3 protein-coding genes are annotated in these 16242 nt (G+C 56.1%); all 3 read right to left on the bottom strand.

All coding sequences use genetic code 11. The annotated features are described in order from the left end of the window. Positions 1–106: 106 nt before the first annotated feature. The 3 genes from C3B51_RS09130 to C3B51_RS09120 all read right to left on the bottom strand — a co-directional run bounded on the left by C3B51_RS09130 (position 107) and on the right by C3B51_RS09120 (position 16090). Complete coding sequence (locus C3B51_RS09130; protein ID WP_130244842.1) at positions 107–1783, bottom strand: cyclic peptide export ABC transporter; 1677 nt, start codon at positions 1781–1783, stop codon at positions 107–109. Positions 1784–1895: 112 nt separating this feature from the next. Next, positions 1896–9347: a non-ribosomal peptide synthetase gene (locus C3B51_RS09125; RefSeq protein WP_130244841.1), complete on the bottom strand. Its 7452-nt coding sequence runs from the start codon at positions 9345–9347 to the stop codon at positions 1896–1898. After that, a complete protein-coding gene (locus C3B51_RS09120) occupies positions 9344–16090 on the bottom strand; it encodes a non-ribosomal peptide synthetase (protein WP_130244840.1) in 6747 nt (2248 codons plus the stop codon). Before C3B51_RS09120 ends, C3B51_RS09125 begins: the two co-directional genes overlap by 4 nt. Positions 16091–16242: the final 152 nt, after the last annotated feature.

The following is a 16242-nucleotide window of genomic DNA, read 5'->3' as shown; positions in this document are numbered from 1 at the left end:
TATTGGTCTATCCATACTCACTGGCCCCGGTTTGCGGGAACCTTAATAATACTCTGGCCAAAAAAGGCAACGAAACGTGGCGGACCTGCGCCCGCCAATCTGGCGGTTAAGCCAGGGCGACAGGCTGATGTTTATCAACGGGCTGTGTCGCCGGGAATGACGCGGTGACGTCTTCCATCTGACCGGCCTCAAACTTGAGGATGCGGTCAGACAGCGAGAAGTAATGCTCGTCATGACTGATCACAAATACCGTCTTACCCAGCGATTTCAGCTCGGGTAACAGCTCGCGATAAAAGAAGTTTCTGAAATACGGGTCCTGATCGGCAGCCCATTCATCAAAGATGTACAGCGGCGTGTCTTCCATATAAGACAACAGCAAACCCAGACGCTTTTTCTGACCCTGAGACAGCTCAGTGGTGGACAAAATGCCCTTGTCTACCGTGACCTTTTGGTCCAGTTTGAGTTTGCTCAGGTACTGGCGAATTTTATTGTCGTCTGCCAGCATGCCGTTGGCGTCGATCACTTGCTCAAACAGGTAAAAGTCAGAAAAGATGGTGCTAAAGTGGCAACGATACCAGTCCATCGCCTGTGCGGCATCGCGACCGTCAAGGCGAATACGACCCTGAGTTGGGGTATACAAACCACACAGCACTTTGGCGAAAGTGGATTTACCGCAGCCATTGCCGCCGATCAGAAAAACGATTTCGCCGCGCTGAATTTGCGTACTAATAGGCCCGATGGAAAAGTGATAGTCGTCGCTGTCATCGCGGCGGTATTCATACTCAATGGCCTCAATGTCGAGAGTTTGCCAGTTGTGCTCCGGATTCAGCGTGTTATCCAGCTGGTCGGTCAGGATCTCCTCAGACAGTTGCAGCTTTTCAATTTTCTGACTCGATACTATGCCCTCAGCCACCACAGAATAGGTGTTGATCAGCACCGTCAGCGGCCCTATCACATACACCAGCGTCAGTACAAAGCTCACCACCACGGCCGTGGCAATGCCGCTCAAAAACAGCTGTGACATAAACACCACAGAGCCCAGAGCCAGAAACAGGATTAAGTTGGTCCAATTGCTCAGAATAATGAAAACAATGTGCGCCGAAATCGTCGACTTTTTAATTTCCTGAATATTCGGCGTCACCACCTCTTTGTAGAAAAAGCGCTTGCGGTTGAAGTTAATGTTGAGCTCTTTGCCGCCGTCGATCAGCGCACGAAAGTTTTTAAATAAGCTGTCATCGAGCTCCCGGACCGCCTGAAAACGCTGTATGCCCAGCCCCATCAGCAGCTGTGCGACCACCATGGCCAGTAATAAAACGCCGCCGACAAACAAAAATAGTTGCCAGGACTGATAGGCCATGTAGGCAAAACACAAAAGCACGGTTGCCAGGTTATACGCAACATGGGGCACCGCACTGAGGGTTGCGGTGAGCGATTCTATGTCTTTGGTCAGGGTTGCAAATATGCGATGGCCGCCAACGCGCTCAATCTGCTCATAACTGGTAGAGAGTACCCGCTGTACCAGGTTTTCGCGAATACTCACCATGATTTGAACCGACAACTTGGTCAGTATGTATTGAGAAATCACGCTGAAGGTTAAAAACCCCGTCAGCGCAGCGAAAAAGATGGCCAAGCCCAGGAGCACATCCGAGTCGGGGTTAGACACATTTTCTATCTCCGCATTGACCAGTGAGATGATACCAATGCCGGATAAGGCACTGACCACACTCAACAAAGTGGCAAGAATGAGGAGTTTCTTATGAGATAAAACGAGCCGGTATAACATAAAACAGCCTTGTAATGGTTACTTAAAACTAAAATGGGTGTTACTCAGGCTGAGGCACGATTGCCTCAGCCTGCCTGTTTGGGTCAAAGAACCCGCTTTTTGTGCTGTTCACTCATGCCAGTAGCGTCATGAGCTTATCTGCCAGACCACTGACATAAGGGCTTTTCACCATAGTGACGTGTTTGCCCTGGGTGTTAATGGTCGTAATTTGGGTGCTGACATACGCCTGCAACTGCGTCTGTGTTTGCTGCCAGTAATCCTCTCCCAGCTCGGGGGTAATGATCATGCAGACCGCGCCCTGAAGACTGGCCTCGGGCTGATAGCGCCGCGACCAGTCAACCTGCTGGAAATACACATTGAACAAGCGCTGGGTCATGGCCAGACTGAGCCAGGATAACAACTGCTCCTCGCTGTCTTCGGGTTTCAGTTCTCTGGCGTAAGACAGCATGAGTTCGTGCTTTTCGGCTTCGCTTATCTCGAACTCGGTCTCATCATCGGTTGCCACCAAACACTCACACAGTAGCAGCTGTGTTTGACACCCTAATGACTCCAGCTTCAGTGCCGTTGCAAATGCCACGGCGCCGCCAGAGCTGTGGCCCATCAGCACCACGGGCTCCGTCTGTGCACCACGCGCATTGCGCTCGCTGATAATGGCGTCGGCGTAACAGGCTATCAGCCCATCCCAACTGTCGATTTGCGGGTCCTGCTCGCTCATACCCACAGGCTCCAGACTCATCAATTGCACCTGAGGTAATGCCCGCGCCAAGTCCATGTATCCGCCGCTGGTCATGCCTGCCCCCGGTGCCAGATAAATCGTTGCTGCCGGGTCAAAGTCCAGTGATAACACAGGGCGAATGGCCTGCCATTCATAGTCGTTGTGATCTGTGATCAGCTGCGCCATGGCGCTGAGAATAGGTCGCTCAACCACCTTGTTGATGGCAATACCATGGGTTTTGAAGATTTGGTCGATGTTCTGTACCAGCTTCATCACCAACAGTGAATGGCCACCCAGCGCAAAGAAGTTAGCATCGCGACTGATCTGCTCGGCCGGCAGCTTGAGTACATCGGCCCACACCTGCGCCAGCATTACTTCCGCGTCGCCCTGTGGTGCTTGGTATGCGCCAGCCAGAGCAGATAATTCAGGCGCAGGCAGCGCTTTGCGGTCAATTTTACCGTTGGGGGTTTGTGGCCACTGACCGACAAACACAAAGCTGTCGGGCACCATGTAGTCGGCCAATGCCTCGCTAAGCTGCGCTTTGATGGCGGCGGTGAGTGCCTGCTCATCGCACTCGTGCAGTGGCTTCACATAGGCCACCAGGCGTTGATTGCCATGCTCATCCGTTAGGGCCATCACCAGCGCCGAGTCTACCGCGCTGTGCTCACCGATATAAAACTCAATTTCGCCCAGCTCAATACGCAAACCCCGGATTTTTACCTGATGGTCCATCCGGCCCATATATTCAATGTTGCCATCCTCACGGTAGCGCACTAAGTCGCCGGTTTTGTATAGACGCGGGCTGCTGTTTGCCGCGCTGGCATCGAAAAAGGGATTGGCAATAAAACGCTCTTCAGTCAGCTCCGGGCGATTGAGATAACCACGGGCCAGGCCTTCACCACCAATGTGTAGCTCACCACACGCGCCCTGTGGCAGCAGATTGAGTGCTTCATCAAGGATCAGCAGCTGAATATTCTGAATGGGTTTACCAATGGGCACGCTGCTGCCATGAGGCTGCGCACAGTCCCAGTAGCTGACGTCGATGGCCGCTTCCGTTGGCCCGTACAGGTTGTGCAGCTGCGCCGTTGGCAAGCAGGCCTTAAATTGTTCAACATGGCTTATCTGCAATGCCTCACCGCTACAGAACACCTGCTGTATCGAGGTGCAGCGGCTCAAGTCGCCGTGCTCCAGCATCACCCCTAACATTGAAGGCACAAAGTGCAGCTTAGTCACGCCTGTGGCTGCGATCAGCTCGCTCAGATAGCTGGGGTCTTTGTGTCCGCCCGGTTTAGCAATCACCAGCTCGGCACCTTTGAGCATAGGCCAGACAAACTCCCACACCGACACATCAAAGCTGTATGGCGTCTTTTGCAAAATTTTGTCTTTGCTATCGCAGCCATATTCCTTGTCCATCCAGTCGATGCGGTTGTGCAGCGCCTGATGCTCCAGCAGCACGCCTTTGGGTTTGCCCGTGGAGCCGGAGGTATAGATCATATAAGCCAGATGGCGCGAGGTAAGACCGATGTCGCTCACCGGGATATTACGCTCGTCATGGCCGTCATAATCAAAGTCATCCAGCGCCACGACGGTGGCCTCGCCGAGTTCAACGCGACTGGCCACAGCGCGGGTGCTGAGCACCACATCGGCACTGGCATTCTCAACCAGATAATTGAGTCGTGCTGCGGGCAGCTCAGGGTCCAGCGGCACATAGGCCCCACCGGCCTTAAGAATGCCCCAGATGCCAATCACCATTTCCAGGGAGCGCTCCACGCACAAGCCAACCAGTGAATCCGGGCCAATGTGATGGGTGTCTCGCAAATAATGCGCCAGCTGATTGGCCTTGCTGTTCAGCGCGGCATAAGTGAGGGTCTGTGCCTCGAAGCGCAGTGCGATATTCCCAGGCGTCGCCGCAACTTGGTGTTCGAACAGCTGATGCACACACACCTCGCGCGCATAGCTTTGCGCGGTATCATTCCACTGGCTCAGATAACGATGCTGCTCGTCATCTGGCAACACTGGCAGGGTGGCAACCGGCTGCGGTGAGTCGCTTTCAAGCGCGTCCAGCAGCTGAGTCAGCGCCGCTATCAAATAGCCATTCATGCGCTGGCCCCCTACGCTGCTGTCGACTTGCAGCGTCAGGGAAAAATCACCGCCAAGGTCATCGACTGACATCACGCATGGGTAGTTAGTGCGCTCTTTCACCCCTAACAGTTTCAGCTCGGCCTGTTCATCGGGTGCGCTGACATCGTGCGAATGGCGATAGTTGAGCACCGCGCTGAACAGCGGCATATTGCCCGCCACGCCCGAGGCCTGCATGGCCTCAGAGAGCGGTGCCTGCTCATGGGGCAGCAGCGACTGAAGGGTGGCATGGGTATCGTGCAGGGCCGTGCGCGCGGTGCGCTGATCCAAAGTCACACGAATGGGCAGGGTATTGATCATCATGCCCAGCATCTGTGCCAGCTCGGGGCCACCTTGCATCCGTCCCGATAACACAGTGCCAAACACCACATCCTGCTGACCCGCGCAGGCTGCAACAACCCGCCCCCAAGCCAGGTGGAATAAGGCCGCCGGGCTCATCGCCTGGCTTTTTGCATAGTCTCTTACTTTTCTTGCAAGCTCGCCCGTAATACGCTGTTTAAATTCATCAATATGACCACCGTCACCGTTTACCTCACTGAGCCCAAACGGATACGCCGGCTGATCAAAATCCCCCAGTTGCGCTTTAAAGTACTGCTGAGCGTCGTGATTTTGTTGGTCGTGCAACACCCGGGCAATAAAGTGGCGATACGGAGTAACGGCAGGCAGACTCGCTGCTCCCTCGCTTTCTATCTGCGCCAGCTCGGCCATCAGAATATCCAGCGACACATGGTCAATCAGCAGGTGATGTACTTTAAGCACCGCATAAATTTGCTGCGTCTGCTTATCCTCCATGGCCTGCAACTGCATCATAGGGGCCGATTCCAGCTCAAGGCGGTGCGCGCCATGTGCAACGTAGTTTTCGAATACCGTTTGTACATCCTGCCCCGCCTTCACCGGCAACCATTGCGCGGCAATGTGCGCTGCTCGCAGGACCACCTGAAGCGGCTCTGTGCGACCGCGCCATAAAATCGCGGTGCGCAATACATCGTGGCGGGCGATAAGCGTATTGAGCTGAGCTTCCAGCAGCGTCAGTAATTCCGGCTGCGAGAAGGAAAATGCCATGGTCGTGACATAAGGGTCACGGCCATCGCTCAGGGTGTGCATGGCCAGGATCCCTTGCTGTAGCGGTGCCAGCGGATACATATCCTGAATGTTAGCCGCCCCGCCCGGCAGTTGTGCCGTGATCTCATTTATCTCATTTTGGGTTAGCGTGATCAGATTCAGCAGCGCCGGCGTTAATTCAGTGCAGCCCGGTTTAATTGGATTCTCGGGCACCACAAACCCCTGCCCGCGGTCTTCTGTCAGTAAACTGGCCATCCCGGCCAGGCTGCTGCTGGTAAACAGCGCCTGACTGTCGACCTGATAACCGCGCACTTTAAGTTTGGCTATCAGCTGGATCACCAGCAGCGAGTGGCCGCCCAGCGCAAAGAAGTTAGCCGAAGTGCTGAGCTGCGCCGGGTCGCGCTCAAGCAGCTCAGCGCAGACTTCGACCACCGCCCGCTCAGGCGCAGTCACAGGTGCAATATACGTTTCGTGCGCCTCGATAAAGTCGGGCTCTGGCAGTGCCCGGCGGTCGATTTTACCATTGCTAGTCAAAGGCCACTGCGCCACCAGCATCAGAGCGTCCGGCACCATGTAGGCAGGCAGAATACGCGCCAGCGTCTGACTTAGCTGGGCGCTGTCGGTGCTGCCATGCTCGCGAGCAGTGGCGGTCAGCTCAACATAGGCCACCAGACGCTTGTGGGCATCGCCTTTTACAACCACCAGCGCACTGGCGATGGCATCAAGCTGTGTGATTTGTTGTTCAATTTCGCCCAGTTCAACCCGAAAGCCGCGGATCTTGATTTGATTATCGCTCCGGCCAATGTATTCCACCACGCCATCATCACGCATACGCACCAAATCGCCGGTGCGATACAGACGCTGATAGACTGCTGGCTGGGTCTCGTCATAAAACGGATTGGCGGTGAACTTTGCTGCGCTCAGCGCCGCTAAATTCAAATAGCCCAGCGCCAGTCCGGGACCACTGACACACAGCTCGCCCACACAGCCATGTGGCACTAATTCATTGCCATTAAGCACCATCACGCTGTCGCCCTGCAGCGCCTTACCAATTGGCACGGCACTGGCCGGGTCAAAGTCGGCAGGAAGCCGATAACAACAGGTGAAGGTGGTGTTTTCCGTCGGCCCGTAGCCATTGACCAGCTGCACGTCCGCTAGTGCCCGCTGCACCCGCGCCACCGCCTGCGGCTCCAGCACATCCCCCCCCGCCAGCACAGTGCGTAAAGTGCGCAACTGCTCAGGCGCATCTGCACAGCTTTTGCTCCATTCGCTGAACAGTCCGGCGGTCAGCCACATGGCATTGACCTGCTCAGTGGCGATGACCTGGTTTAAGGTATCCGGCGTGATATGTGTTTCAGGATAGATCACGCAACGCCCGCCATTGAGCAGCGGGCCCCAAATTTCTAAGGTGGCCGCATCAAAAGCCACGTTCGCAGCTTGCAGGAAAACCGTATTCTCATCCAGCGTCATAAAATTCGGCGACATCACCAGCCGGCTGATAGCCCGGTGTGGCACCACCACGCCCTTTGGCAAGCCGGTCGACCCTGAGGTATAAATCACATATGCGGCACTGTGTGGCTCGCTCTGACACTCGGTTACGGGCGCTGAGCCAAATCGCGCAAACGTCTCACACCCGGCGATGCTCAGTTCGGGCGTTAATACCAGCGCCTGCGCTTTACTACCTTGCAATAACTCTTTGTGGACTGCACAAGTGATCACCTGTTGCAGGTTGGCATCTCTAATGATGTGGTCAATGCGGGACTGCGGATAATCCGGGTTCAGCGGTACATAGGTTGCGCCGCTTTTTAGTACCGCCAGCATGGCCACAACCATTTCGATACCCCGCGGCAATAATAAGCCAATATGGGTCTGGTGGCCTTGTGCCAGCAGATAGCGCGCCAGCCGGTTAGAGGCGCTGTCAAGCTCGCCATAACTCAGTTGTTGCTCACCACACACCAGCGCAATCTGCTGCGCGGCACGCGTTGCGCTGAGGCCAAACAGCTCGGTCACCGTTAACTGAGCGGCGTCGCTCAGCGCCGAGGGCGTCATCAGGGCTTGTTGCTTGGCCAGCTCATCCGGATGCAGTGCGGTTATCTCACTCAGCGGCAGTGCATTGGCATGGCTCGCGGCATCGGCCAGACGCTCGAGAATGACCATCAGCTGCGCATTAAAGCGAGCGATCAATGCCGCGCTGAACAGCGCCTTGTCGTATAACCAGGTGATCTGCACACCCGACTCATCCAGGCTCAGGTTAAGCTCAATATCAAACTTACAAATGGGTTCATCGCTCATCAGCGGTGTCATGCTCAGCTCAGGCAGGGCCACACCGGCGGGCTGCTCAGCGGTCACGCCATAGTCCGAGTTGGTGGTCAGTACAATCTGGAACACCGGCGTGTGCGCATTATCACGCTCAAGGTTCAGCGCCTCCACTACCTGATCAAAAGGCACATCCTGATGAGACTGCGCCTGTTGATTCACGCTGCGAATATGGGCTAAAAACGCTGCCAGCGTTTCGTGCTCTGTGTTTGCTCTGAGCACCAGGGAATTGACAAAAAAGCCGATTAAGTCTCTGAGCTGAGCATCGTTACGATTGGCAATCGGCGTACCAATAACGATATCCGAGCCGCCACTAAAGCGCGCTAAGGTCAGCGCCAGCGCGCCATGCATCAGCATAAAGGGGCTGAGCTGATGTTGCTCGCAAAGATTGCCAAGTGCGCTTGCGAGCGTCGCATCCAGCGCGGCATCGAGTTTAGCGCCCAGATAGCCCTTTTGCGCCGGTCTTGGGTAGCTCAGCGGCAGGCTATGCAGCGCCGGGATATCGGCAAGCGTCGAGCGCCAAAAATCCAATCCGTAGGCGAGCACCTCATCGCTCAGCCAGTCACGCTGCCACTGCGCATAATCTTTGTATTGCAGTGTTAATGGCGGGAGCGGCGCGCTTTTGCCCTGTGCAAGGCTGGTGTACAAAGCAAAAAATTCCTGGCTCAACACCGCCATCGACCAGCCGTCCGAGGCAATATGATGCATATTCAGCAGTAAATAACCCTGCGCCTGAGTAAGGTCTGCGGATAAACCCAGATCTACCCAGGTTGCCCGGATCATCAAGTCCTGACTTAAATCAAAAGGTGTTCTGGCATCCGACTCTATCAATCTATCCAGCGCCTGCTTCGCCGCCTGCTCGTTATGCGCACTTAAATCGACACAGGTTAAGGTAAAGGTCACCTCATCGCGCACTACCTGAGTTGCCTGTCCCTGATGCGACTGATACACCGTACGCAGCACCTCATGGCGCGCCACGATTTGCGCCAGTGCCTGCTCGACCAGCACGGGCTCCAGCTGGCCTGCTACCCGATAGATCTGCGGCATGTTGTAGTGTGCACTACCGCCGTGCAATTCGTTAAGCATCCACAAGCGCTGCTGGGCAAAGGATAAAGGCGCCCGGTTAGCGGTGGTTTTGACCAGTACCGGACGCTTGTTACTGCGAGCATAGAGCTGGTGTAAAAACGCCTTGAGTGCGTCTTTGTTCTCTGCCAGCTGGCGCTTTAGCTGGCTGTCCATCTGTTTGGGCAGCTTGAGGGTGATTTTCTCGTCCTGTGACTGAAAAATAACGCCCGCCTGTTGCAGTTGTTGAAAGAGCGACTCCACACTCATAGCTCAAAATCCTCAAATTCATCGTTGTCTTGTTGCTGTGGCAGGGCCTGGTGATGAATGGCCTGCACCGACTCTATAAACCCGGCTATCTGCTGAATGTTCTCGCAGCGGTATAAGTCGGCAATTTGCAGCTCAATCTCCAGCCGCTGGTTGAGCAGCTGAAGCAGCTTCATCACCAGTAGGGAGTGGCCGCCCAGCTCGAAAAAGTTCGCGCCCGTGCTTATTTGCTCCGGTGGCAGGTCCAGTAGCTCAGACCAGATGGCCACCAGCATATCTTCAAGCTCGCTGGCCGGGGCCACATACTCGGCCTGCATCAGGCTGAAATCCGGCTCTGGCAGTGCCTGCCGGTCAATTTTGCCGTTGCGGGTTAACGGCCATGCTTCTACCGGCACAAACGCCGCCGGAACCATGTAAGCGGGCAGCTGTGCGGCCAAAGCCGCCGCCAGTGCCTGCATCTGGGCACCCGAGTCTGACTGCTCGCAGCCGGGGGGTAATTCAACATACGCAACCAGTTGCTTGTCGCCTTCACTGCGCGCCCTGATGGTCACCAGGGCCAGAGAGACATCATCCAGCGCTTCGAGCTGGCGTTCAATTTCACCCAGCTCGACCCTAAAGCCCCGGATCTTGATTTGATCATCGAGGCGGCCAACATAGCTGATCAGCCCATCATCCGTGCAGCGCACCAAATCGCCGGTGCGATACAGCAGCTCGGGTTGTCCGGCTTCGCTGGCATAAGGGTTGTGAATAAAGCGCTCTTTGCTCAGCGCGGGCTGGTTCAGATAGCCCAGTGCCAGGCCATCGCCGCCCACGCACAACTCGCCGACTACGCCCTGTGCAGCCCGGCGGCCCTGCGGGGTTAAGATCAGGAGTGTATCGCCCTGAACACCACGGCCGATTGGCACCCCGGCACTGATGTCACTGTCTCTTGGCACCGGGTAACAACAAGTAAAGGTGGTGTTTTCCGTCGGCCCATAGCCGTTAATTACCGTAACCTCTGGCAGTGCTTGCTGCACCGCGCTAACGGCATGCGGGTTCAGCACATCGCCCCCGGCCAACACATGTTGCAGCGCAAGCGAGTCAGTACTGAGTTCACTGCAGACCTTACTCCACTCAGTAAACAAACCAGAGGTCAGCCACAGTGCCGTGACTCCTTGCGTGCTCAATACGGTATTGAGCCCGTCCAGGGTGATCTGGCTGTCGGGATACAAGACACAACGCCCACCATTAAGCAGCGGTCCCCAGATCTCCAGTGTCGCGGCATCAAAGGCAATATTGGCGCTTTGCAAAAACACGGTGTCTGCGTTCAGCGTCATAAAATTCGGCGTATGAACCAGACGGTTCACCGCGCGATGGGGCGTCATCACGCCCTTTGGTGTGCCTGTGGAGCCGGAGGTATAAATCACATAGGCCAGCGACTGAGGCGTCAGCCCGGCGGCCCGTGGCAGATTCTCATCACTGAATGATGACCAGGCGCTGTGTGGATCATCCAGCACTACCTGGGTAATAGGACTGAATGCCAGCGTTTGCTGCTGTGCCTGCTCGGTCAGCACCACGCTCAGCTGGGTGTCTTCCAGCATATAAGCCAGTCGCGATTGCGGATAGTTCGGGTCCAGTGGCACATAAGCACCGCCCGCCTTAAGTATCGCCAGGCAGGCCACCAGCATGTCGAGCGAGCGGCCAATACACAATCCAACCAGAGTACCGGCATTGACCTGATGCGTCTCGCGCAGGTAGCACGCCAGCTGGTTTGCCTTGGCGTTCAGCGCCGCATAGCTGAGCGTTTCGCTGCCCAGCTGCACGGCGATGCTGTCGGGCGTGGCTTTGGCATGCAGCTCAAACACATCATGAATACAGGCACCGCGCGGGTAGTCGGCATCCTGACTTTGCCAGCGCTTAAGCATAGCTAGTTCAGCGTCGCTTAGCACCCCAAGCGTGGCAACGGGCTGCTCGGTGTGCTCAACCAGCGCCGCAAGCAGCGTCGTCAGTGCGGTGTCCATCATAGCCGCAATGCGCGTTGCCGGAACACTGTGCTCAATCTGATAATCGAGACTAAAACTGTCGTTCTCACCCAGGTCGTTCACCGACAGGTCAAACGGGTAATTGGTGCGCTCACGGGTGCTGAGCAGGGCAATGCCAGGGTCGGCTTGCTGTTGCGTGCCCCCAGGCGCTGAATGCGTGGCTGAGTGGCGGTAATTTAAAATCGCACTAAACAGTGGCGCATTGCCGTCAATTCCGCTGTAACTTTGCGCTTCGGCCAGCGACACCTGCTCATAGGGTAGTAGCGCTTGCAACGCCTCGTTGACTTGTTGCAGTGCCATATGGGCTGACTGATGGCCCAGAGATACGCGGATCGGCAAGGTGTTGATCAGCATGCCCATCATTCGCTCTATGCCTGGCATGCCATTCATCCGGCCCGACATCACAGTGCCAAACACCACCTCGTCGCGGCCACAACAGGCACTTAAAACCTGAGCCCAGGCCAGGTGGAACAATGCGGCGGGGCTGCACTGATGGCGCTTGCAAAGGGTGCGGATCTGCTCAGACTGCGCGGCACTTAACGCCTGGGTGTATTCCACCGCCGCGTTGCCATCACCGGCGACCTGCGCCAGCTCAAACGGCAAAGTGGGGGTATCTATATCTCCCAGCAGTTCGGTGAAAAACTCGGCCGTGTCGAGCTGCGCACTTTGCGCCATCGAGCGGGCAATAAACTCCCGATACGGCAAAGGTGCAGGCAATGCCTGTATGTCGTCGGCTTCCAACTCGCCCATCAGGATCTCTAGGGAAACATGGTCGGTGATCAAATGATGGAACTTGAGCATGGCAAAGATATGGCCCTGCTCATCCTGCGGGCTGGTGATTAACTGGATCAGTGGCGCAGACTGCAGGTCAAAACCATGTGGACCGCTTGCCACAAATTCGCCGAACTGCGCTTTGAGGTTGTCCCCGCTCAGTGCCAGCTCAGTCACAGCTAATGTCGCTTCACGCAGTACCACCTGCATCGCCTGCTCACGGCCGCGCCAAAATATGGCGGTGCGCAGCACATCATGGCGCTGCACTAAAGCGTTCAGCTGGGTCACAAACTCGGCCAGCTTGTCTGCCGAGGCAAACTCAAAACTGGCCGTAGTCACATAAGGGTCGTGCTCCGGGTTGAGAGTATGGACAAATAATACCCCTTCCTGAAGCGGCGCTAACGGGTAGATATCCTGAATGTTGCGCATACCGCCCGGCACGGCAGCGGCAATGACCTCTATCTCGTCTTGCTCAAGGCTTGCCAGCGTCAGCATCTCGGGCGTGATGGCCTCACAGTGCGCTGGTATTTTATTTTCGGGGACTGTGAATGCCTCGTCGGCGTTGTCAATCACGGCAGCCATCGCGGCCAGGTCTTTGGCCTGGAACAGTTGTTGCGCGCTGCTGCTAAGCTGTTGCTGCTGGAGTCTGGCCAGCAGCTGCATGATCAACAAAGAATGGCCACCCAGCTCAAAGAAGTTGGCGGTAGCACTGATCTTGTCCTGCTCCAGCCCCAGTAATTCGGCCCATAAACCTGCCAGCAGCCGAGCCCGCTCAGTCTCTGGCGCAACATATTGGGCACTGCTTTGCTGCAGTGCGTCGGGCACAGGCAGGGCTTTTTTATCAATCTTGCCGTTGGGTGTCAGCGGCCACTGTAGCATGACGACAAACAGGCCGGGCACCATATGGGCAGGCAGTTGTTGCCCCAGGCGCGTTTTAATCTCGGCTATCCAGTCTGCCTGTTGCGTCTCATCCTGAGCTGTCTCACACGTGAGACAGGGCTGCACATAGGCCACCAGCTGCTGTTGGCCATCGTTCAGTGTGCGCGCCAACACCTGCGACAGTGCAATGTCGTCAAGCTGATTGAGGCGATGTTCAATTTCGCCCAGCTCAATACGGAAGCCCCGGATCTTGACCTGATCGTCGCTGCGACCAATAAACTCCAGTCGTCCATCCGCGCGATAGCGCACTAAGTCACCGGTGCGATACAAGCGCGGGCTGTTATCGTGCGCACTCGCCTGATAATAAGGGTTGGCAATAAAGCGCTCCTCGGTCAGGTCGGGTCGATTCAGATAGCCGCGCGCGATACCTGCGCCCCCCAGATACAGCTCACCGACACACCCCACGGGCAAGCGCTCCAGTGCGTTGCCCAGCACATAAGCCTGGCTGTTGGCTATTACCTGGCCGATATCCGGCACGGAAGTCAATTCACCGCGAAAGCGTGCACAGGTTGAATACGTGGTGTCTTCCGAGGGACCATAGAGGTTACACACTTCAACCTGAGGCAAGGCAGCAAAGATCTGATTGACCTGCTGGGCCGTGAGTGGCTCACCGGCCAGGTTCACGGTTGTCAGGCTCTGCGGCAACGCGCCAACATCCAGCAAGGCATTCATTGCAGAGGGAACGGTATTGATAAGACTGATATCCAGCGCCTCATCCGCCAGCGCCAACGCGTTTTTGACCACCACCACTTCAAAGCCAAAACTCAGCGGCAGGAAGATTTCAAACACCGAGAGGTCAAAGTTCAGCGAGGTCGAAGCCAGTACCCGGCGCAGCGCCTCATCGTTAAAAGCAGCGCGCCCCCAGTACAGCATGGCCACGGTATTGCGGTGTTCAATCATCACCCCTTTGGGTTGCCCGGTGGAGCCTGAGGTGTAGATCAGATAGGCCAGATGTTGTTCCGTCACACCGCTTTCGTTGCGGCTGATATTCGCGGTGGAATAACGCGAGAAAGCACTGCCCTCGGTATCCAACTCATCCAGCATCACCGCCTGAGTACCGGGCAGCGCCACTGTGCTGGTCACACTTTGCTGGGTCAGCACCACACTCAGGCTGGCGTCTTCAATCAGATAAGCCAGGCGCTCTGGCGGGTATGCCGGGTCGAGCGGCACATAGGCCCCGCCGGCTTTAAGAATGGCCAGCATGGCGACTATCATGTCTGTACCACGCTCAAGGCAGACACCCACCGGACAATCCGGGCCGATATGGTGCTCAAACCGCAAATAATGCGCCAGCTGGTTTGCCCGGGCGTTGAGCTCACCATAGCTCAGCGTGGTCGCGCCGTGATGCACGGCACTGCGCTCGGGATGTTGCGCTGCGCGTGCTTCAAACAATTCATGGATACAAAGCGCTTGCGGATAAGCCAGGGCGTTGTCGTTAAACGCGCAAAGCTGTGCAATCTCGGTATCGCTCAGCATAGGAATAGCCGCGGTGCTCAGTGTGCTATCGGTATGCAGCTGTGCCAGAAAAGCCAAAGTGTTGTTCAGATGCTGCGCCAGCGTTTCAATGCGCTCGCGCGTGAACAGTGTCACGTCATAGGTCCATTCAATCACGCCGCCTTCATCACTCAGCGAGGCATTGATGTCGAGATCAAACTTGGTTGTTGCGCCACTGCCGCTCATGGGCGTGATGGACAGGCCCGCCAGCTCTGTGGTGTCGGCATGGGGCTCGCTCATGCCATAGTCTGAGTTGGTGGTGAGCATGATCTGAAACAGCGGACTGTGCGCGGTGCTGCGGGGTACTTTCAGCACCTCGACCAGTTTTTCGAACGGCAGATCCTGATGGGACTGGGCATCTAAGTGCACTTGTCTGAGCTGCGCCAGATAGTCGTTAAGAGGCTGGTCCTGCGTGTCGACCCTCAGGATCAGGGTGTTGACGAAAAAGCCAATCAAAGCTTCCAGCTCAACCTGACGGCGGTTGGCTACCGGCGTGCCAATCACAATATCATGGTGATTGCTGTTGCGGGACAACACCAGCGCCAGTGCGCCGTGGATCAGCATAAACGGAGTCAGGGCATAGCGCCTGGCCAGGCTCGACAGCTTTTGACACAGCTCGGCACTGAGCGGCTGCGAGACCACCTCTCCCTGATATGCCTTGACCTCAGGCCTTGGAAAATCCAGTGGCAGGGCATGCACCCGGGGCAATTCGGCCAGTTGTTGTTGCCAGTAATTGAGCTGGGTGTCCAGCACCTCCCCTTGTAACCAGTCGCGCTGCCACTGGGCATAATCGGCATACTGAATTGCCAGCTCGGGCAGCGGGTTGGGCTGGCCATAGCCATAGGCGTGGTAGAGCGTAAAAAACTCCCGGAGCAAAATATCCATGGACCAGCCGTCGGTGGCGATGTGGTGTATATTGATAAACAGCACCCCGGCGTCTTCGGTGCTCAGCGCCAAAAAGCGCACGCGTAGCATAAAATCCTCAGCCAGATTGAAGGGCTGTGCGGCCGCATCATCAATAAACTGCGCAATCCCCGCGGCTTCATCTTGCTCGGTCAGGGTTTCTTGTGCCACACAAAAATCTTGCGGGTCGAGCAGTGACTGCTGCACGCCCTGCTCAGTCTGAGTAAAGACCGCTCTGAGTACGTCATGGCGTGTCACTATCTCGCGAAATACGCGCTCAATCAGCGCCACATCAATTTGGCCACTGAGCCTGAACACCATCGGCATATGGTATTCGCTGGAACCGCCCTGAATTTGGTCCAGCGTATACAAGCGCTGCTGAGCAAAGGATAAGGGGTAGCTGCTGAGGTCGTCCCGATGAGTCACCGGACTCACCATAGTGGCTTGCTGGTGCTGGGCCAGGGTCTCAACAATGGCGCTTTTATGTTGTTTGATCTGCTTTGCGATATCGGCCGTGATGGCCCCTTTTTTGGCTTTCGACTTTAATGCCCCATCTTGCAGAAATAGTCGGATCCCCGCCTGCTCGAGCTCAACGAGTAGCTGTTTGATGTTTTCCATAATGACTGACTAACTCATATCTGTGTTTACTGCAAAAGCGCTGTGCCTGTGGCTAGGTGTTACCCGGGTCCCGAATAACGCCCAGTCACAGGCTTTGCCTCTACGACTTAACACCAGCCTGCGTTGCCAGGCCGGCAGCTTGTTTACTTGTT

The sequence above is a fragment of the Pseudoalteromonas rubra genome (genome assembly GCF_004212645.1).
Lineage (GTDB): Bacteria > Pseudomonadota > Gammaproteobacteria > Enterobacterales > Alteromonadaceae > Pseudoalteromonas > Pseudoalteromonas rubra_G.
Note: the sequence above shows the minus strand (reverse complement) of the source record. Positions and strands in the feature narration are given on the sequence as shown.

Coding starts and splice junctions, on each gene's coding strand:
- C3B51_RS09130 (WP_130244842.1), bottom strand. CDS start 1,783: ATGTTATACCGGCTCGTTTTATCTCATAAGAAACTCCTCATTCTTGCC.
- C3B51_RS09125 (WP_130244841.1), bottom strand. CDS start 9,347: ATGAGTGTGGAGTCGCTCTTTCAACAACTGCAACAGGCGGGCGTTATT.
- C3B51_RS09120 (WP_130244840.1), bottom strand. CDS start 16,090: ATGGAAAACATCAAACAGCTACTCGTTGAGCTCGAGCAGGCGGGGATC.